This window comes from Arthrobacter sp. SO3, assembly GCF_020532825.1.
Lineage (GTDB): Bacteria > Actinomycetota > Actinomycetes > Actinomycetales > Micrococcaceae > Arthrobacter.
The window spans coordinates 25,716-44,464 of sequence record NZ_MQTS01000015.1 but is presented as its reverse complement, the minus strand read 5'-3'; the positions used below and the strand labels follow the sequence as shown (position 1 = coordinate 44,464).

16 protein-coding genes are annotated in these 18,749 nt (G+C 66.2%); 12 read left to right on the top strand and 4 right to left on the bottom strand.

Translation table 11 applies throughout. From position 1 onward, the window contains the following. Positions 1 to 75 precede the first annotated feature (75 nt). The 10 genes from speB (at position 76) to BJQ90_RS01530 (ending at position 13,810) form a co-directional block, all read left to right on the top strand. Positions 76 to 1,182, top strand: a complete 1,107-nt coding sequence (speB, locus tag BJQ90_RS01575) for an agmatinase (protein ID WP_226758555.1) — start codon at positions 76 to 78, stop codon at positions 1,180 to 1,182. Then, positions 1,179 to 2,867, top strand: a complete 1,689-nt coding sequence (locus BJQ90_RS01570) for a thiamine pyrophosphate-binding protein (protein ID WP_226758554.1) — start codon at positions 1,179 to 1,181, stop codon at positions 2,865 to 2,867. The genes speB and BJQ90_RS01570 overlap by 4 nt, the downstream gene beginning before the upstream one ends. A gap of 158 nt (positions 2,868 to 3,025) precedes the next feature. After that, positions 3,026 to 3,505 (top strand): MarR family winged helix-turn-helix transcriptional regulator, encoded by a 480-nt coding sequence (locus BJQ90_RS01565; RefSeq protein ID WP_226758553.1) that lies wholly within the window; start codon positions 3,026 to 3,028, stop codon positions 3,503 to 3,505. A 10-nt stretch (positions 3,506 to 3,515) separates the two neighbouring features. Beyond that, positions 3,516 to 5,246 carry an MFS transporter gene (locus BJQ90_RS01560; protein WP_226758552.1) on the top strand — a complete coding sequence of 577 codons (1,731 nt, stop codon included), beginning with the start codon at positions 3,516 to 3,518 and terminating at the stop codon, positions 5,244 to 5,246. Between the two features lie 289 nt (positions 5,247 to 5,535). Then, complete coding sequence (locus tag BJQ90_RS01555) at positions 5,536 to 7,269, top strand: ABC transporter ATP-binding protein (protein WP_226758551.1); 1,734 nt, start codon at positions 5,536 to 5,538, stop codon at positions 7,267 to 7,269. Further along, on the top strand, positions 7,266 to 9,350 hold the full coding sequence (locus BJQ90_RS01550; protein WP_413463621.1) for an ABC transporter ATP-binding protein: 2,085 nt from the start codon (positions 7,266 to 7,268) through the stop codon (positions 9,348 to 9,350). The genes BJQ90_RS01555 and BJQ90_RS01550 overlap by 4 nt, the downstream gene beginning before the upstream one ends. 50 nt (positions 9,351 to 9,400) lie before the next feature. Continuing rightward, positions 9,401 to 9,874, top strand: a complete 474-nt coding sequence (locus BJQ90_RS01545; protein WP_226758594.1) for an acyl-CoA thioesterase — start codon at positions 9,401 to 9,403, stop codon at positions 9,872 to 9,874. 78 nt (positions 9,875 to 9,952) lie between these two features. Beyond that, entirely contained in the window at positions 9,953 to 10,231 is a 279-nt protein-coding gene (locus BJQ90_RS01540) for a hypothetical protein (protein WP_226758550.1), read from the top strand. 92 nt (positions 10,232 to 10,323) lie between these two features. Continuing rightward, positions 10,324 to 12,555 (top strand): McrB family protein, encoded by a 2,232-nt coding sequence (locus tag BJQ90_RS01535; protein ID WP_226758549.1) that lies wholly within the window; start codon positions 10,324 to 10,326, stop codon positions 12,553 to 12,555. Further along, positions 12,542 to 13,810: a 5-methylcytosine restriction system specificity protein McrC gene (locus BJQ90_RS01530; protein WP_413463624.1), complete on the top strand. Its 1,269-nt coding sequence runs from the start codon at positions 12,542 to 12,544 to the stop codon at positions 13,808 to 13,810. Before BJQ90_RS01535 ends, BJQ90_RS01530 begins: the two co-directional genes overlap by 14 nt. A gap of 20 nt (positions 13,811 to 13,830) precedes the next feature. Here the strand turns inward: BJQ90_RS01530 and BJQ90_RS01525 are convergent, their stop codons facing one another. The 3 genes from BJQ90_RS01525 to BJQ90_RS01515 form a co-directional block, all read right to left on the bottom strand. After that, entirely contained in the window at positions 13,831 to 14,121 is a 291-nt protein-coding gene (locus BJQ90_RS01525) for a hypothetical protein (protein ID WP_226758548.1), read from the bottom strand. Positions 14,122 to 14,282: 161 nt separating this feature from the next. Then, positions 14,283 to 14,714 (bottom strand): very short patch repair endonuclease, encoded by a 432-nt coding sequence (locus BJQ90_RS01520; protein ID WP_226758547.1) that lies wholly within the window; start codon positions 14,712 to 14,714, stop codon positions 14,283 to 14,285. A gap of 138 nt (positions 14,715 to 14,852) precedes the next feature. Then, a complete protein-coding gene (locus tag BJQ90_RS01515) occupies positions 14,853 to 15,287 on the bottom strand; it encodes a pyridoxamine 5'-phosphate oxidase family protein (RefSeq protein WP_226758546.1) in 435 nt (144 codons plus the stop codon). 423 nt (positions 15,288 to 15,710) lie between these two features. On the opposite strand from BJQ90_RS01515, the gene BJQ90_RS01510 reads away from it, so the two are divergent. Together BJQ90_RS01510 and BJQ90_RS01505 are read left to right on the top strand one after the other, a co-directional pair. Then, positions 15,711 to 16,316 carry a DUF6318 family protein gene (locus BJQ90_RS01510; RefSeq protein ID WP_264196832.1) on the top strand — a complete coding sequence of 202 codons (606 nt, stop codon included), beginning with the start codon at positions 15,711 to 15,713 and terminating at the stop codon, positions 16,314 to 16,316. Between the two features lie 443 nt (positions 16,317 to 16,759). Continuing rightward, on the top strand, positions 16,760 to 17,260 hold the full coding sequence (locus BJQ90_RS01505) for a PKD domain-containing protein (protein WP_226758545.1): 501 nt from the start codon (positions 16,760 to 16,762) through the stop codon (positions 17,258 to 17,260). A 41-nt stretch (positions 17,261 to 17,301) separates the two neighbouring features. On the opposite strand, the gene BJQ90_RS01500 is transcribed toward BJQ90_RS01505, so the two are convergent. Further along, positions 17,302 to 18,636 (bottom strand): GAF domain-containing protein, encoded by a 1,335-nt coding sequence (locus BJQ90_RS01500; RefSeq protein ID WP_226758592.1) that lies wholly within the window; start codon positions 18,634 to 18,636, stop codon positions 17,302 to 17,304. Positions 18,637 to 18,749 lie beyond the last annotated feature (113 nt).

Sequence of the window (18,749 nt, the reverse complement as noted above, 5' to 3'; positions counted from 1 at the left end):
GATGCGCAATTAAAAACTTCTAGTGTATGATGGCTGTCACACCCGTCGGTCAATCCTCGAAGGAGAGGCTTTCTTTTGGAAGAGCTGCGCATCGAGGCCAATGGCAACCTTGGCCCCATCGATTCATCCCGCATTCCGCGCTACGCGGGAGCCGCCACCTACGCGCGCCTGCCGCGGCTGGACCAGGTCGCCAAGGCCGACGTCACGGTCGTCGGCGTGCCGTTCGATTCGGGCGTCTCGTACCGGCCCGGCGCCCGCTTCGGGTCCAACCACATCCGCGAGGCCAGCCGGCTGCTGCGCCCGTACAACCCGGCGTGGGACGTCAGCCCCTTCGAAAACATCCAGGTGGCCGATGCCGGCGACATGGCGGTCAACCCCTTCAACATCCATGAAGCGATCGAGACCATCCAGCAGAACGCCCTGGACCTGACCGCCTCAGGCAGCAAGCTGCTGACCCTCGGCGGGGACCACACCATCGCCCTGCCGCTGCTGCGCGCCGCCGCCGAACGCGCCGGCCAGCCCATTGCCATGCTCCACTTCGACGCGCACCTGGACACCTGGGACACCTACTTCGGCGCCGAATACACCCACGGCACCCCGTTCCGCCGCGCCGTCGAGGAAGGCATTCTGGACACCGAGGCCATCAGCCATATCGGCACCCGCGGCCCGCTTTACGGCAAGAAGGACCTCGACGACGACCACCGCTTCGGCTTCGGCATCGTCACCTCCGCCGACGTCTACTACCAGGGCGTGCTGGAAACCGTCGCCAAGGTCCGCGACCGGATCGGCAACCGCCCGCTCTACATCTCCGTCGACATCGACGTGCTGGATCCCGCCCACGCGCCCGGCACCGGAACCCCGGAAGCGGGCGGCATTACCAGCCGGGAGCTGCTGGAAATCATCCGCGGCTTCCGCGGCATGAACCTGGTCGGGGCCGACGTCGTCGAGGTCGCCCCCGCGTACGACCACGCGGACATTACCGGCGTCGCCGCCAGCCACGTGGCTTATGAGCTCGTCACCCTGATGGCGGACCGAGCGGTTGACGGCGACCGTTTCGGCACGCCCAACGGGTACGCGGCCCAGGCCCTCGGCCGGGAATCCCGCCGCCCGGCCGGCTTCGCGGCTCCGGCTGGTTTCGCGGCCCCGGCGGGCCGGGGTGCCGAGGGCGGAGCCACCCGGTGACCGGTGTGCGCAACGGCGGCGACCTCGTCGTCGAAACCCTCGAAGCGCTCGGCGCCAAAACCGTGTTCGGCATCCCGGGCCAGCATGCGCTGGGTCTCTTCGACGCCATGGGCCGCGGAAACCTGCATTTTGTCTCCTCGCGGGTGGAGAACAACTCGGCCTTCGCCGCGGACGGTTACTCCCGGGCCACCGGCGAGGTCGGTGTCCTGTTCCTCTCCACCGGCCCCGGCGCGCTGACCTCCCTGGCCGGCCTGCAGGAGGCCTATGCCACCGGTGTTCCCATGGTGGTCGTCGCGAGCCAGATCCCGCTGGAAGGACTCGGTGCCCGCCGCAAGGGCATGCTGCACCAGCTCGATGACCAGAAGGCCTCGGCCGCGAACGTCACCAAGAGCCAGCGGCTGATCCAGCACGCCTCCGGCATCCCCTCCGCCATTCAGGACGCCTGGACCGAGGCGATCTCCTCGCCGCAGGGCCCCGTCTGGCTGGAAATCCCGCAGAACGTGCTGCTGGATCCGATCATGGTGCCGCCGGTGGAGGACGCCCTCGCCGAAGCCGCGGACAATCCGCCCCGTGTGGAACTGGTCCGCGAGGCCGTCAAATGGCTCGCGGCGGCGGAACGTCCCGCCATCATCGCCGGCGGCGGCACCCGCCGCGGCCGGGCCGAAAAGTCGTTGCTCTCCATCGCCGAGAGACTGCGGGCCCCGGTGATCTGCACCCCCGGCGGGAACGGTGCGTTCCCGTGGAACCACGAGCTTTCGCTGCAGTCCTGGATCGAGGACCAGTACATGACGGAGCTGCTTGAGGACGCCGATGTGCTGATCGTTGTCGGCTCCTCGCTGGGCGAAGTCACGTCCAACTACTTCACCTTTGCCCCGCGCGGCAGGATCATCCAGATCGATGCCGAACCGCGCGTGCTGGAATCCAACAGCCCCGGCCTGGGCATCCGGGCCGACGCCGGCCAGGCGCTCGCCGCCCTGGAGGCCGCGCTCGACACGGCCCTTGACGCCGCCGTGACGGAACCGCGCGGAAAGCGCGCGGACTGGCACGGCACCCCACCCGAGACCCTGGTGAAGGACACCCTCGCGAAGGTCAAGGCCCGGCTGGAATCCCAGGACCTGGGCAAGGAACTGAAGTTCATGGCGGACATCCGGGAGGCCGTGCCCTCCGGCATGCAGACCTTCTGGGACATGACCATTTCCGCGTACTGGGCCTGGAGCTGCTGGGACGCCCGCGAGGGCCAGTTCCACTCTGCGCAGGGCGCCGGCGGACTCGGCTTCGGTTTCCCGGCGGCGATCGGTGGCGCCGTCGGCCTGGAAACCACCGGCAAGTCCGGCGCTTCGGCCAGGGTGCTTGCCGTCTCCGGCGACGGCTCGGCGATGTACTCCATCTCCGAACTGGCCACGGCCAAGCAGCACAACGTCCCGGTCACCTGGCTGATTGTGGACGACGGCGGTTACGGCATCCTGCGCGAATACATGGTCGGCGCCTTCGGCAAGGCCACCGCCACGGAACTCGCCCGTCCTGATTTCGTCAAGCTCGCCGAGGCCTTCGGTGTTCCGGCGGTCCGGGTTGCTCCTGAGGGCGTCGGGGACGCGCTCAGGGCCGGTTTCGCCGGCGACGGTCCGAACGTCGTCGTCGTCGAAACCCTGCTGAGGATGTTCGCCCCCACCCACGTGGAGCCCTGAGCAATAACCTCCCCATCCCCGCGAGGACAAGCGAGCGCGGACTGGCAGCACTGCTGCCGGTCCGCGCTCGGCATTTAAGCCCGGAAATAGGGTTAGTTTCCCAAAGTAACTAATTTCCTGCTATATTGTTGCCTTAGGCAAGCAAAGAGGGAGCCCTCATGGCAGTTGAGCCGGACACCGCAGCCAAACTCGTCCACCAGATCTTCGATCTGCAGCGCGCTGTGCGCTGCGTCGCCGCCGTCAAGCTTCGCGGGGAGGACACCGGCGTGGCGCTCCAGGGCGTCCTGCGCTTCGTGGGGGAGGGCGAATCCCGCGCCACCCAGCTCGCGGATCGGCTCGGGGTCAGCGCGCCCGTCCTTAGCCGGCACATTGCCGAGCTGGAGGAGCAGGGCTACGTCGTCCGCCGGCCCGACCCCCTGGACGGGCGGGCGCAGCTGATCGCGCTCTCCGACTCGGGGATCGGGAAACTCCGCTCCATCGAGGACCAGCGTGCCGCCACACTCCTGGGCTTCCTGCAGGACTGGAGTGAGCAGGACGTCGAAGAGACAACGAAAACCTTGCAGAAACTTGCTGAGTCCCTGAGGACCTCAGCCCGGGCAACGACGGCCGGATCCACTAATACGACCGAAATTGTTTAAGGAGCGCCCCATGGCAGCAACCACAGAAATGCCCCCGGCACCAACGGTGGCGATGACTCACCGCCAGATTATGGAAGCCCTGACCGGCCTGCTGGCCGCGTTCTTCACCGCGATCATTAGCAGCACGATCGTCGCGAACGCGCTCCCCACGATCATGTCCGAGCTCAACGGAACCCAGACCGACTTCGCCTGGGTCATCACCGCGGCCCTGCTGGCCAACGCGGCGACCACCCCCATCTGGGGCAAGCTCGCGGACCTCTTCAACAAGAAGGTTCTGGTCCAGCTCAGCATCGTGATCTTCGTCGCCGGGTCCGTCATGGCCGGCCTGTCCGAGACGATCCCGCTGCTGCTGACCGCCCGCGTGATCCAGGGCATCGCCATGGGCGGCCTCACCGCGCTGGCCATGGCCATCATCGGCTCCATCATCCCGCCCCGCGACCGCGGCAAGTACTCCGGTTACATGGGTGCCGTGATGGCCGTGGGGACCGCCGGCGGCCCGCTGCTCGGCGGCTTCATCGTGGACAGCCCGCTGGGCTGGCGCTGGACCTTCTTCGTCTGCGTTCCGCTGGCCATTGTCGCGCTCATCCTGCTGCAGGTCACCCTCAAGCTGCCGCACGTCCGGCGCCCTGCCAAGATCGACTGGCTCGGCTCCATCCTGCTGACCTCCGGCGTGAGCCTGCTGCTGATCTGGGTGTCCTTCGCCGGCAACCCCGACTACTACGACTGGTGGTCCTGGCAGACCGCGGCCATGGTGGGAGGCGGCATTGCCCTGCTGGCCCTGCTGGTCCTGGTCGAATCCAAGGTCTCGCAGCCGATCATTCCGCTGAAGATCATCTCGCAGCGCACCACCGCCCTCGCCATCCTTGCCTCGATCGCCGTCGGCGTCGGGATGTTCGGTTCCTCCGCGTTCCTCGGCCAGTACTTCCAGGTGGCACGCGGCGCATCGCCCACCGAAGCGGGTCTCCTGACACTGCCGATGATCGCCGGCAACCTGATCGGTTCGGTGGTCTCCGGACAGCTGATCAGCCGGACCGGGAAGTGGAAGCGGTACCTGGTCGCGGGCTCAATCCTGCTGATCAGCGGCCTCGGACTGACCGGAACCATCGATCACACCACCGAACTCTGGCAGACCGGCATCTACACCGCGGTCCTCGGCCTCGGCCTGGGCCTGCTGATGCAGAACCTCGTCCTGGCGGTGCAGAACACCGTGCGGGCCAGCGACATCGGAACCGCCAGCGCCTCGGTCGCGTTCTTCCGGTCGGTCGGCGGCGCCATCGGCGTCTCCGTGCTGGGCGCCATCATGGGCAACCGGGTCAAGGAACTCGCCACCGAGGGCCTTGCCGCCGCCGGGATTCCCGCCGGGGGCGGATCCGGGTCCAGCATGGACCTCAAGGACCTGCCGGAGCCCGTCCGCGAAATCATGCGAGCCGCCTACGGTGACGCCACCGCGCAGATCTTTATGGTCTCCGCGATCGTCGGCCTGGTCGCCCTGGTGGCCATCCTCTTCATCAAGGAGGAGCCGCTGCGGCGCACCGTGGACATCGCCACCCCCGCTGCCAAGCGCGACGGCGGGAACGAAGGCAGCGCCACCGGCCCGTCCGCCGGGACAACGTCGGAGCCGTCGGCGCCGGCGTCGGCTGCCTCCGCCGGACCTGTGGCCGGGACCGGCATCGTCGATCTCGACCGGGAATTTGTCGAGGTGCTCAGCCAGCAGCGCGAAAGCCAGCGCCGGGCCAAATAGCCAGGAAGACTGCCCGCGATCGGCACCGCGGCCGCCCCAACCAACAGGGGCGGCCGCGGTGCCGCACTATTGTCGTTGCAGCCCGCGAGAATGTCTTTTCAGACCGCGAAAAGTACGCCGTTTGGATGATTTTCAGTGTCCGATGTTCCGCGCGGGCCTGTCGTTTCGTAGAGTTGGATCGCTAAGGCTGTCGGCCGCCTCTGCTGGGACTGGGGGCATGCGGCAGGCGTATCCCGCCGGATTCTTCTCCAGCCTCATCCACTTCGCTATTTCCTAAGGACTCGTGGGCATGCTTGTCACCCTCATACGGCGCTTCTCGAAGCCGTATCTGCCATACATCGGTGCGGTGGTTTTCTTCCAGCTCGCCTCCACCATCGCGGCGCTGTATCTTCCCAGCCTGAATGCCCAGATCATTGACGAGGGCGTCTCCCGCGGCGACACGGACTACATCTGGCGCACCGGAGGCGTGATGCTCGGCGTTGCCCTGGTCCAGGTTGCCACCGCGATCGCCGGGGTCTACTTCGGGTCCAAGGCCGCCATGGCGTTCGGCCGCGACCTGCGCCGCGGGGTGTTCCGCCAGGTCTCGAGCTTCTCCGCGAAGGACGTCAACGTCTTCGGCGCCCCCACCCTGATCACGCGCGGCACCAACGACGTCCAGCAGGTGCAGATGCTCATGCTGATGGGCCTGAACTTCATGGTGGCCACACCCATCATGTGCATTGGCGGCATCTTCATGGCCCTCCGCGAGGACCTTAACCTGTCCTGGCTGGTCTGGGTTTCCGTTCCGTTGCTCGTGGTGGTCGTCGGCTACATCGTGGTCCGCCTGATGCCGCTCTTCCGTTCCATGCAGAAGAAGATCGACCGGCTCAACGGCATCCTCCGCGAGCAGATCATCGGCATTCGCGTCGTGCGGGCCTTTGTCCGCGAACCGCACGAAGCCGAGCGTTTCGGCGCGGCGAATAAGGAACTCACCGACGTTTCGCTGAAGATCGGCGCCCTGTTCGTGCTGATGTTCCCCGCGATCGGCATGATCCTGCACATCTCCACCGCGGCCGTGCTGTGGTTTGGCGGCCAGCGGGTCGACGCCGGCGAAATGCAGGTCGGCTCGCTGACGGCGTTCCTGCAGTACCTGCTGCAGATCCTGATGGCCGTCATGATGGGCACGTTCATGGCCATGATGATCCCCCGCGCCTCGGTCTGCGCTGACCGCATCGGCGAGGTGCTCGACGTCGAACCCTCCATCCATGAGACCCTCACCCCGGTGGCGCCCGCTGCAAAGGCCGGCCGCGTCGAGTTCCGGAACGTGTCCTTCGCCTATCCCGGCGCCGAAGCGCCGGTCCTCAGCGGCATCAGCTTCACCGCCGAGCCCGGCCAGACCGTGGCGATCATCGGCTCCACCGGCGCCGGCAAGACCAGCCTGCTCTCGCTGCTGCCCCGCCTCTACGACGCGGACTCGGGGGAGGTGCTGCTCGACGGCGTCCCCCTCACCCAGCTGGACCGCTCGGAGATCACGCAGCGCGTAGCCATGGTGCCGCAGCGGCCCTACCTGTTCTCCGGAACCATCGAGCACAACCTGCGCTTCGGCAGGCCCGAGGCCACGGACGAGCAGCTCTGGGACGCCCTGACCGTGGCCCAGGCAGCCGACTTTGTGCGCGAGAAGAAGGACGGACTTGGCGCACGGATATCCCAGGGCGGCACCAACGTCTCGGGCGGCCAACGCCAGCGCCTCTGCATCGCCCGGGCCCTCGTCACCGAACCCAAGGTCTTCCTGTTCGATGACTCCTTCTCCGCCCTCGACGTCGCGACAGACGCCAGGCTCCGCCGCGCCCTCAAGTCGAAGACCGCCGACGCCACCGTCATCATTGTCGGCCAGCGCGTCTCCACCATCGCCGACGCCGACCAGATCCTGGTGCTCGACAACGGACGGATCGTGGACCGCGGCACACATGAGGAACTCTTGCAGAGTTCCAGTACCTACCAGGAAATTGTCGAATCCCAGCTGACCGCGGAGGCCGTGGCATGAGCACCAACGAAAAGGTCGAACTCGAGCCCGCGGGCCCCGAATCCGGCGCAGGGTCCTCAGCCGCCGGGTCCTCCGGCGCCGGGCCGGGCGACGACTTCTACGAAGAGGAATTCACGCCCGGCGAGGCCGACGGGGGCATGTTCGGCAACCTGCCCGCGAAGAAGGCCCAGCACTTCTGGCCCTCCGCGAAACGGTTGATGGGCCTGCTCAAGCCCGAGCGGACCGGCATCATCGCCGTGCTCGCGATGGTAACGGTCGCCGTCGTCCTTAACGTTGTGGCGCCCCGGATCCTCGGCCAGGCGATGGACGTGATCTTCGGCGGAGTGGTTGGCAAGCAGCTGCCCGCCGGGGGCACGAAGGAGCAGTTCGTCGAGGGCCTGCGCGCCCAGGGCCAGGACAACTTCGCCGACATGCTGGCCAAGATGAACGTCGTCCCCGGTGCCGGCGTCGATTTCCAGCAGCTCGCGTTCCTGATCAGCGTGGTGCTGGTGATGTACTTCGTCGCGAACATCTTCCTCTGGCTGCAGGGCTATGTCCTGAACGTCCTGGTCATGCGGGTGGTCCGCCGGCTGCGCGATGACACCGAGACGAAGCTGAACCGGCTCCCGCTGAACTACTTCGACACGCGCCAGCGCGGTGACATCCTGTCCCGGGTCACGAACGACGTGGACAACATCCAGCAGGCACTGCAGCAGGCGTTCGCGCAGCTGGTGAACTCGGCGCTGACAGTGATCGGCATCGTCATCATGATGTTCATCGTGTCCTGGCAGCTGGCCCTGATTGCGCTGGTCGCGCTGCCGCTCTCGGCCGTGGCCGCCGGCATCATCGGCTCCCGCAGCCAGAAGCTCTTCGCCGCCCAGTGGAAGAACACCGGCGAGCTCAACGGCCAGATCGAGGAATCGTTCTCCGGCCACGACCTTGTCCGCGTCTTCGGCCGCGACGCCGACATGCTGGCCCGCTTCGACGAACGGAACGAAGCCCTCTACCAGGCCAGCTTCGGGGCGCAGTTCGTCTCCGGCATGATCATGCCGGTCATGCAGTTTGTCTCCTACCTCAGCTACGTCGGGATCGCCGTCGTCGGCGGCCTCCGGGTTGCCTCCGGCGGGATGAGCCTGGGGGACGCCACCGCGTTCATCCAGTACTCGCGTGAGTTCACCCAGCCGCTGGGGCAGATGGCGGGCATGGCCAACATGCTGCAGTCCGGCGTCGCCTCCGCGGAGCGGGTCTTCGAGTTCCTCGACGCCGAGGAACAGGACGCCGAGACCGCCACGGAGCAGCTGCCGGCCAAGACCGACGGCCACGTCGAGTTCCGGCACGTGACCTTCAGCTACACCCCGGACAAGCCGCTGATCGAGGACCTGTCCTTCACTGCGGAACCGGGTCACACCGTGGCGATCGTCGGCCCCACCGGTGCCGGCAAGACCACCCTGGTGAACCTTGTGATGCGCTTCTATGAACTCCAGGGCGGCAGCATCACCCTGGACGGCGTTGACATCACCCACCTGAGCCGGGCGGAACTGCGGGCCAAGGTGGGCATGGTGCTGCAGGACGCCTGGCTCTTCGGCGGGACCATCTATGACAACATCCGCTACGGCAAGCTGGACGCCACCGAGGACCAGGTGATGGAGGCGGCGAAGGCCACCTTCGTGGACCGCTTCGTCCGCGCACTCCCGGACGGCTACAACACCATCATCGACGAGGAAGGCAACAACGTCAGCGCGGGCGAGAAGCAGCTGATCACCATTGCCCGGGCCTTCGTGGCGAACCCCTCGCTGCTGATTCTGGACGAAGCCACCAGCTCGGTGGACACCCGCACCGAGGTGCTCGTCCAGAAGGCCATGGCCGCACTGCGCACCGACCGCACGAGCTTCGTGATCGCCCACCGCCTCTCCACCATCCGCGACGCCGACACCATCCTGGTGATGGAGGCCGGCCGGATCGTGGAGCAGGGCGCCCACGCCCAGCTGCTGGACCTCAAGGGGGCCTACTACCGCCTGTACATGTCCCAGTTCGCCGGCGAAGACGCGGAGACGGCCTTTTCGGAAAACACGGCAAACGACGCGACGGCGGTGCACAGTTGAGCGCCGCCGGCCGCGCCGGAGAGCACCAGCGCATCGAGGTGCAGATCCCGATGCGCTGGGGCGACATGGACGCGTACGGCCACATCAACAACGTCCAGCTCGTGCGGATTCTCGAGGAAGCCCGCATCGCGGCCTTCGGGCCGCCGCGCGGGCCGGGGCTGCCGGGGGTTGAGCCGCCGGTATCGCTCTTCAACGTGGTCCCGGAGGGGACCCTGGCGCTGATCGTGGAGCACAAGATCCGCTATGTCCGGACCCTCGAGTACCGCAACGTCCCGGCACTGGTCCAGCTGTGGATCGGCGCCGTGAAGGGTGCCAGCTTCGACATCCACTATCTGGTCCAGGACCCCGTCACCCGCGAGGACTGCGTCCGGGCCACCAGCCATCTGGCGTTCGTGGACGAGGCTACCGGGCGGGTGCTCCGGCTGACGCCGGAACAGAAGGACAGGCTGGCTCCGTACGTGGCCGTCCGCCCAGCCCCGGCCACGGAACCCGCGCACCCGGACCCCGCGCACCCGGTCCGATAGCCTCTACCTCGGTCCACCATTCGTCCCTAGAATGACAAACCCGCGGGCAGTCAGTCCGGAAGCCAAGGAGTACTAATCATGGTGAACAAACGAGCACAGATCATGGCGCACGAGCGCAGGAGGAACGCCCGGAAAAAGACCTGGAAGGAACTCTCGCCGATGGCGAAGTTCGGCACGGTTACCGCCGCCATCGTCCAGCTCTCGCTCCTGTTCGCAGCCCAGCGCGACATCTCCCACCGCCCGGCTGAACAGATCCGCGGCAGCAAGATGTTCTGGCGGCTGGCGTGCCTGCTCAACTTCATCGGCCCGGGCAGCTACTTCACGTTCGGCGTCAAGCGGACCCCGGCGGCCAAGTAGCGGGCGGGTCCGTCTCCGCGCGGAGCTACCGGCAAGTAACGATGGGACGTCCCATGATGCGGGCGCCCAGCTTAAGCCTGTAAATTGAAGGCATGACCCCAACCAAAAAGCCTGCCATGCACCGCGCCCTCGGCATCTCCAAGGAGATTGAGGACGCGGCGTGGTTTGTCTTGGGGCCAGGGCTGCACGGTAAAGCGTCGGCCCTGGACGGACGCACCAAAACCTGGTCGGTGCCCGCTGCCGCGGAGCTGCTCGACCGGCTCGAGCGCGGGGTCCCGGACCCCAAAGCTCCCATGATGACAAACTTGCGGCAAAACCTCCAGGACGCCTCCCGGGGTGCCAAGCAGCTGGCCGTCGAGCTGCTCTTCCTGCAGTCACTGCCTTTGGCGCACGAGGTGAAATCCCTCAAGGTCAAACGCGCGCGCGTCGCCGAAGCCGCCTCCTGGCTGGAGCCGCCGCTGGAACTGCCGGATGAACTGTTCGCGGGCATGACGGACCACGGCGTCATCCGCGACCGCACCGCGGAGTTCAACTGGACCATCTGGGACCACCTGAAGTGGCTTTGCCGGTTCGTGCAGCACGTCGCCCGGCGTCCGGCCGGCGCCGTCGCCGCAGCGGTCAAGGATCCGCTGGCCTTCCACCAGCTCGTTGCCGGCACGCCCGGTGACCAGCCGGCCATCCGCCGCAGCATCGAGTTCCTGGTCTGGCCCAGCTATTTCGAGCCCGTCGTGGCCGACGTCGAGCGCCAGGAAATCCGTGACGCCTTTGCCTCCCTCGTGGGCGGCGCGAAGGGCGACAGCGACGAGGACATTTCCGCCGACATCCACCGCATCCGGCTGCACCTCGACGAACAGGCCGGCCAGCGGATCGACTGGTACTCCCGGCAGCTGGTCAGCCAGTGGCGCAAGGTGGGCGACCCCGGGCGGCGGGCCTGGCTGCTGCGCACCCACCACGACAACGCCGAACTCCTCGGCAGCTGGCAATCCGAAGAGCGGGTGACTCTCGACGTCGAGCACCTCCGCCTGCTGGATCCCGGCGTCACCGCCGGGCTGGTCCAGCACGCCGTGGATGAGGACTACAAGCACCTCGGCTACGTGGAGCGCGAGGACACGAAGACCGCAGTCTTCGCCTTCCTGACCGTGATGAAGCCCGGCGACCTGGCCCTGTACCAGAGCGCCGGCACTGTCCGGGTGGGGGTGGTCCTCGGCGAGCCCGAACACCACGAGGCCAACCGCCGGCTGCGCCGGAAGGTCCGCTGGTTCGACGAAACCCACAGCATGACCGAACTGCCCCGCCACGTGCAGCGCCAGCTGGCCACCTCCGGCATCGTCGTGGACATCACGCGCGTCATCCAGGCCCTGGAGGCCCTCCTTCCCGCCGAAGCGGAAGCCGAGACGGACGAAGGAACCGAGCCGGCCGCCGTCGTCGAACCTGTCTGTGAGGGGTTCCGCCCGTTGACGCCGGAATTCGCCGCGTCGATGCACATGGACCTTGAGCCGCTGCAGGAAATCGCCGAACTGCTGGAGGAGAACCGCCAGCTGGTGCTCTACGGCCCGCCCGGTACCGGCAAGACGTACCTGGCCAAGCACCTGGCCGCGCAGCTCGCCGGGGACACCACCGACGAACGGGTCAAGCTGGTGCAGTTCCACCCCTCGTACGCTTATGAGGATTTCTTCGAGGGCTTCCGTCCGGACAAGACGGAGGAAGGCCAGGTGTCCTTCAAACTCGTGGCGGGGCCGCTGCGCCGGATCGCCGAAGAGGCCGCCAAACCGGGGAACGAGAGCAAGCCGTACTTCCTGATCATCGATGAGATGAACCGGGCCAACCTTGCAAAGGTCTTCGGCGAGCTGTATTTCCTGCTTGAATACCGCGACGACCGGATCTACCTGCAGTACAGCCCCAACGAGCCCTTCACACTGCCGGACAACCTCTACATCATCGGCACCATGAACACCGCGGACCGGTCCATCGCGATGATGGATGCGGCCATCCGCCGCCGCTTCTCCTTCATCGAGCTCCACCCCAAGACAGAACCGGTGAAGGGATCGCTGCTGCGGTTCCTGCAGGCCCGGGAGCTGGACACGACGCCGGCCCTGCTGATGGACGCGCTCAACGATGCCATCGATGAATGGGACCGGGACCTGATGATCGGTCCGTCCTACTTCATGAAGCCGTCCGCGCAGACGCCCAAGGGCCTGCACCGGATCTGGAAGTACGAGCTGATGCCGCTGCTGGAGGAGCATTACCACGGCCAGCTGAACCGCGCGCAGCTGGAGGAGCGGTTCGGGCTGGACCAGCTGCTTGACCGCCTTGCGCGCGTCTAGCAGGCCGGGGCCGGCCAGCCGCACGGCGCCGGGCTCCAAGCCGGTCCGCCGGATAGTCCTCGACGAGCTGTCCCGGGGCGTCGTTGAACGGCTTGACCCTGCCAGCGCGGCGTACGTCAATGGCAGCGGCCTGGCGAATGCCTCGCCTATGGGCATGGGTTTGTTCCGGATCGAGCCTGTCGGGAAGGTCGGCTCGGTGCGCACCCCGTCGGTGCAGCTCGAGGTACGGCCCAAGGAACGGCTTGGCCTGGACCGGCTCCTGTTCCTGCTCGGCTACGCCGGGGACCAGGGCTTCCGGGAGGATTGCGTGGCCGCTGTCGAGGAAGCGGACCTGTGGAGCGCACTGGCCGAGTCGCTGGCCCAGCTTGCGGACCGGGCGCTCAGCCGCGGCGTGCTGCAGGGCTACCTGAATGTGGAGGAATCCCTCCGGACTGTCAAAGGCCGGATTCGGATCTCGGACCAGATTTCACGACGGCCCGGCATGCTGGTGCCCCTCGAAGTTTCTTATGACGAGTTCACCGAAGACATTGCGGAGAACCGCATCCTGCGGGCGGCGCTGGAACGGATGTCCCAAGTCCCGGAGGTGCGGCCGGAAATGCTGAGCCGGCTCCGCCAGCTCAAGGGCAAGCTCGCGGCAGTGACCAGGCTGCAGTCCGGCGCACCCCTGCCGGTGTGGCGCGCCAGCCGGATGAACACCCGTTACCAGGCGGCACTGCGGCTCGCCGAGCTGATCCTGCGCCATGCTTCGGCGGAGGCCGGCGACGGCACGCAGCAGTCGGCGTCGTTTGTGGTGGACATGTCCACGGTGTTCGAGGACTTCGTCGGGACGGCACTCCGCGAGGCCATGGCGGCATACCCGGGGGAGATGCGGCTGCGCTACAACGCCCTGCTCAATGAGGCCGTCCGCGATTCGGACCGGATCGTGGTGCAGCCAGGAGCGGTCCATCTGCTGGGAGGCAGGCCGGTGATGGTTTACGACGCGAAGTACCAGGCCGCGGCCGACACCGGGGCGTCACTGTCGGGGGACCACTACCGGATGCTCGCGTATTGCACCTCGTTGCGGGTTCCGACGGCATGGCTGGTATATCCTGGCGCGGGCGAGATCAAACTGCGCCGGATCCTCAACACTGACATCGACGTGGTGGAGTTCCCGCTGGACCTGTCGAAGCCGCCAGCGGAAATCCTGGCCTCTGTGGCGGATCTCGCGCAACAGTCCTGGGGCGAAGTTGTGCGTCAGGCGACCATCAACCGCTGACGCGCTCCCTGGAGCCGCAGTCAGCTGGCGTGCTGTTCCACCGAAACGGACAACAGGTGGCTCAGGAGGGCCTTTTCCGGCTGGCCTGGGTTGTTGGCGACATGCCAGCGCAGCTTCTCCCGCACGGGGGCTTCGTCGGGCGTGGTGTCGGCGAGAATCGCGTCAATGATCGCGGACACCTGCCGACGCAGCGGGCCAAGGTCATGCTCGCCGTCTGTGGACCGTCGGCAATCCTGGGCCCAGGAATCCTGGGAGGACTTCGGTGTCCGAACTGTGTTCAGCGACGCGGTGGACTTCAGCAAGTGCGGCATCTGGCGCTCTCCCGTGGTGAATTAAAACGGTAAGTGCGGACCCGGTAGGGTCCTTGTCCCCAGATTCGGATATTACCCGAGACAAACCGGTCTGTCCTGGTAGCTCCGAGGTATTTTCTTGATGTCGCGAGAACGACTTCCGGAAGCTGCGAGGAGACCGGCTAGGCCGCTGTTCCCCGCAGGAACTCATCCAGCTGCTTTTCCAGCGCCGAGAGATCCTTGAGTTCGCACTCCCAGACGGTGAGGACTTCCCAGCCTGAGCGCTCAAGCTGACGGCGTTGTTCGGCGTCGCGGTTCCGCGTCCGGGTGCGCTTGGTTTCCCAGAACTCCGCATTGGCCTTGGGCGCGTGCTGCCCGACCCTGCAGTCATGGAAATGCCAGAAGCAGCCGTTGACGAAGATGACTTTGTGGCGGCCGGCAAAGACCAGATCCGGGTTGCCGGGGAGCCGTCCCCCGCTGGCGGTGCCGTGCAGCCGGTAGCGGTAGCCCTTGGCGTGGAGCAACTTTCGGACCAGCAGTTCGGGCTTGGTGTTCTTCCCGCGGATGCGTGACATGTTCCAGCTGCGCCGCTCGGGTGTCAGCTTGTCCGCCATGGATTAAGTCTAGGCGGCCGTCCGGGACCCGGCGGTGGTCAGCCGATGGCCCGATGGCGGAGGCCGGCGCGGACGGCGGCGTCGGCCCGATAACCGGTCAGCCGGCGGTAGCCTCCGATTGCCGCCGTCGAACGGCTGCTAGATCTCCCGCTCAGGGTGCTCGCCGAATTGGAAGTGGCGCCCGCTGACGGAGGTGGGCGCGATCTCGACGTAGAAGTCCTTCAGGGTGGGCACCCACGGCTTGAGACCCAGGGCCTCTGCCGCTGCGATATCTGCAGACTGTTCCAGCACCCGGGCCGTGCCCCGCAGGACGATCGACCAGGCTTCGTCAGAGAGAATGCCGTCCGTTTCGAATAACACCTTGGAATTGATGGTCAGTTCAGCGAGTTTGTTGCCGGGGGCAGTCCGGAGGTAAAGCTTCCTGCCGCTCACGGCATAGTTCACCGGGAAGATATCGGGTTCGCCGCCCACGATGACCACGAGTCTGCCGTGCTTGGTGCCTTCAATCAGCTTCCAGCTCTGATCGTCATCGAGGATGAGGATGGGGTTCTCGTCTGCATGTTCGAACATCATGGGTTCATTGTTCTGGCCTAGGTAGAAAAATGCCAGAGGCTGGGACGGGAAAGTCGATCTGAGTCGGTGTGAGGGGGAGTATTTGCGGCGAAGCGGTTAGGCCGCGGCGAATTGTCAGACCTCGTCCGTAGGCTGATGCCGTTCGCCTTGAATCAGCTGCTCTGGATTCTCTGGCGTTGCCGGCCGCGGTGCAGGCTGATCCGCGCCTTCAGTGAGGCGGACCCGCCGCCCACGTGGTTTGGGAAGTGGGACGCCCGGGTGGTCAATCGAGCGCCTGTGGATAACTTGGATGTCCAAAATGTGATGTCAGTTACCCTTAAGTCATTGTTTGGCTTCAGGCGTCTTGATTTCTATCGGGGGGAATAGCTGACCATGACATCTCGCACTCCAACTTTCGTCCGCCGCAGACGCATTTGCGCAGCCATGGTCGCTCTGTCCCTGTTTCCGGTCACCGCCTGCACCGGTGGGGGAACAACGCCGGGCGCAACGGCCGCATCCGCGTCCTTGAGTCCGACGGCGTCGCCGACACCTACCGCCACCCCTTCGCCAACGGCCAGTTACAAGCCGGCCGATGCCTCGGGCAGGGCGGAGAACGTGCCGGTCCCCGTTCTGCCGGACGCTGCGAAGGCCGAGACGAAGGAAGGGTTAGAGGCATTTGCGCGGTACTGGTTCAGCCAATTGAACTACGCCTATGAAACGGGCGACGTGTCGCGGCTTTCGGAAGTCACGAGTCCCGCTTGTCGAGCATGTGATCGCGCGAAAACAGTCATCACCGGTTGGCATGAGGGTGGTCGGTGGCTGGTTGGCGGCAGGACTGAAACGCCATCGGTCAGTACGACGTTCAAAGTGGCGCCGGATGGGAACTACCAGGTCGCAATTCAAGTTTCGCAAGTTTCCATCTCCTATTACAACGCGGATGGAACACTGCACCAAGCTGACAAAAAGCCTGAAGATACGGGCAATCTCATGCTTGCGGTTTTCCGCGATGGTTCCTGGTATGTAAACAACATCCAGCCAATAGTCGGCTAGCCAAAGTGAAGTCATCTTGGTGGTTCCGAGTAATTTGGGCGGCGGCAATAACCATGGTCCTGGCAGGACAGCCGTTGCCCGCGCTTGGCGGCAGCGACACGCCACCTATAACCGGTGACTGGGGCGAAGATACGGTTGATGTCGGTGGATGGACGATTGACGCAGACACAGGCCGTTTCATCTGGGCTGAGCCCGGGACCGTAGCTTCCGACCCCTACCAATACAAGTACGAGCTGCAGTGCCATTTGGGCGGCGGTGACTTCGACACAAAGTGCCTGGCCGTCCTCGTAGACTGCAAGAACGGCCCCGACGGCAAGGACGGAATTCCGGTCGTGTGGCTGAAGGCCCCGGCAGGCGTGCCGAATCCAACGTGGAGCTTTCACTCCGGGCCCACGTGTCTTTTCGATCCCAAGCCAGAGGATTTGCTGCCCAGGATCGCCGCCATGATCCAAACGGAGTTCCAGAGGCTGCCCATCGCTGCAGGATCCGTCACGGCCCAGCCGAGCCCACACACTCTGCGCGGCGCCGAGACCAACTTCTTCGCGGCCGCGGCGGAGCAGCAATTCGACATCACCCTACTGGCGCAGAAAGTGCACGTCGTGGCCAGGCCCGTCCAGTACACCTGGAATTACGGCGATGGAACCTCGCTGGGGCCGCAGACCGCGGCCGGTGGATCCCTCCCGCAGGAGCGCTGGGGCGAAAAGACAGCCACCAGCCACATCTACACCCAGACCGGAGACTTCCCGGTGGTACTGACGACACATTTCCGGGGGACATACTCCGTCAACGGCGGCCCGCCGTTGCCCATCCCGGGCCAGGGGCAGTTCAGTTCACCGCCGCAGACCGTAAGCGTCTGGCGCTCCATCACCCGAAACTACGCTGACGACTGCCTCCGCAACCCGCAAGGCCAAGGGTGCCCCGGCGTCGTGCCGCCTGCTCCCTAGCCTCGGGACCAACACGTGTCGCGTCGCTAATGGCACGGCGCTCAGGCTCGCAGCTCCCGGTCGACCCGTTCCATCCGCGCGCTCACCAGCTGACAGCGTGGGTCGTGGGGTCCCAGGAGTGCGGCTGCAGTCGCTGCGGCAGCCGTATCCGAGGAGCCCATGTCGCTGGTGCACCACTGCAGCATCAACCGGGCGTCACCGCTGGTCCGGACGCTGGCACCGACGGCTTCATTCAGCTCATCGCGCATGAACCCGATGGCGAGGTTGCTTGAACGGTTGAGGAGCTTGGCCGGGTAGGCCGCAAAGGCCTCCGCCACCCGGCCGTCGCGCAGGTGGCCGGCCACGATAGAGGCATCCGTCACCACCCTGACGGCGGAGGAGAAGCGGTAGGGGTTGGCTTCCACCACATTGCCCAGGATGCTGCGTACCCGGTGCATCTCGGTCCGGATGGCTGCAGCGGTGCCCGCGTCGCCATGGATCTCGTAGGCCAGTTCATCGGCGCTCCATCCCTGGGTACGGGAGGCCAGCAGGGCCAGAATCTCGGCGCGGCGCAGCGTCAGCGGGCGGCGGGCGCCGCCGTCGAGCGCCGCAGCTGGCGCATCCCCCAGCAACTGCAGCACCAGCTGCGACCGGGCACCGGCGTCGGAACGCCCACCAGCGAACCCTCCGGTGCTCCCGGTCCTGCCGCCGGCGCCGACGGGAGGGGGCACGGACTTCAACAGCTCCTCAGCCAGCCGCACGCCACAGCGCACCAGGCGAAGGCTGTCTGGCGTGACTGATTCGTATGGGCCGGAAACGTCCAGGACGCCAACGACTTCGCCCGTCAATGGGTCCCGGATCGGGGACGCCGTGCAGGCCCAATCGTGGTGCGTCCGCACGAGGTGTTCGGCGGAGAACAGCTGCGCCGGGGCTCCCGTCACCAGTGCCTCGCTAATAGCGTTGGTACCGACCCCGGATTCGGACCAGTCGGCGCCCTCCACGAACTCCAGCGAGTCAGCGAGTTTCAGGGCCTGCTTGCTGCCGACGCGCCACAGCACTTCGCCCTGATGATCGGTCACGATCAGCAGGTGGCGCCCGGTTGCGGTCTCATCGGCCAGCAATTGCGAGAGCGCGGGCATCACGGCGGCCAGCCTGTGGCCGGCACTGAGCGAGCGCGCCTCGGAGACTTCGTGCCGGTGCACCGGGCGGTGCTGGTCCGGATTGATGCCTAAAGCCAGGGAGCGCTGCCAGGACTTGACGAGGGACGGCGACAAGTGCGGACTTGGTGTGCCCGAAACTGTGGCCTCGTGCGCCTTCCGGAGGGCCCGTGCGTACTCCGCCGGCGCAGAAAACCTCAGGTCCGAGAGCTGCGTGAGGGATCGACTGCCCGGCCGCATGCTCATAGTCCCAACTCGCCCTCGAATCGTCGCACCCGGCCAGCTACGCCAGCCCCCGCCCGGCGGTAAGCGCGGGCCAAGGGCCGGAGAGCTCTGTGTAACCCGATTGTAAC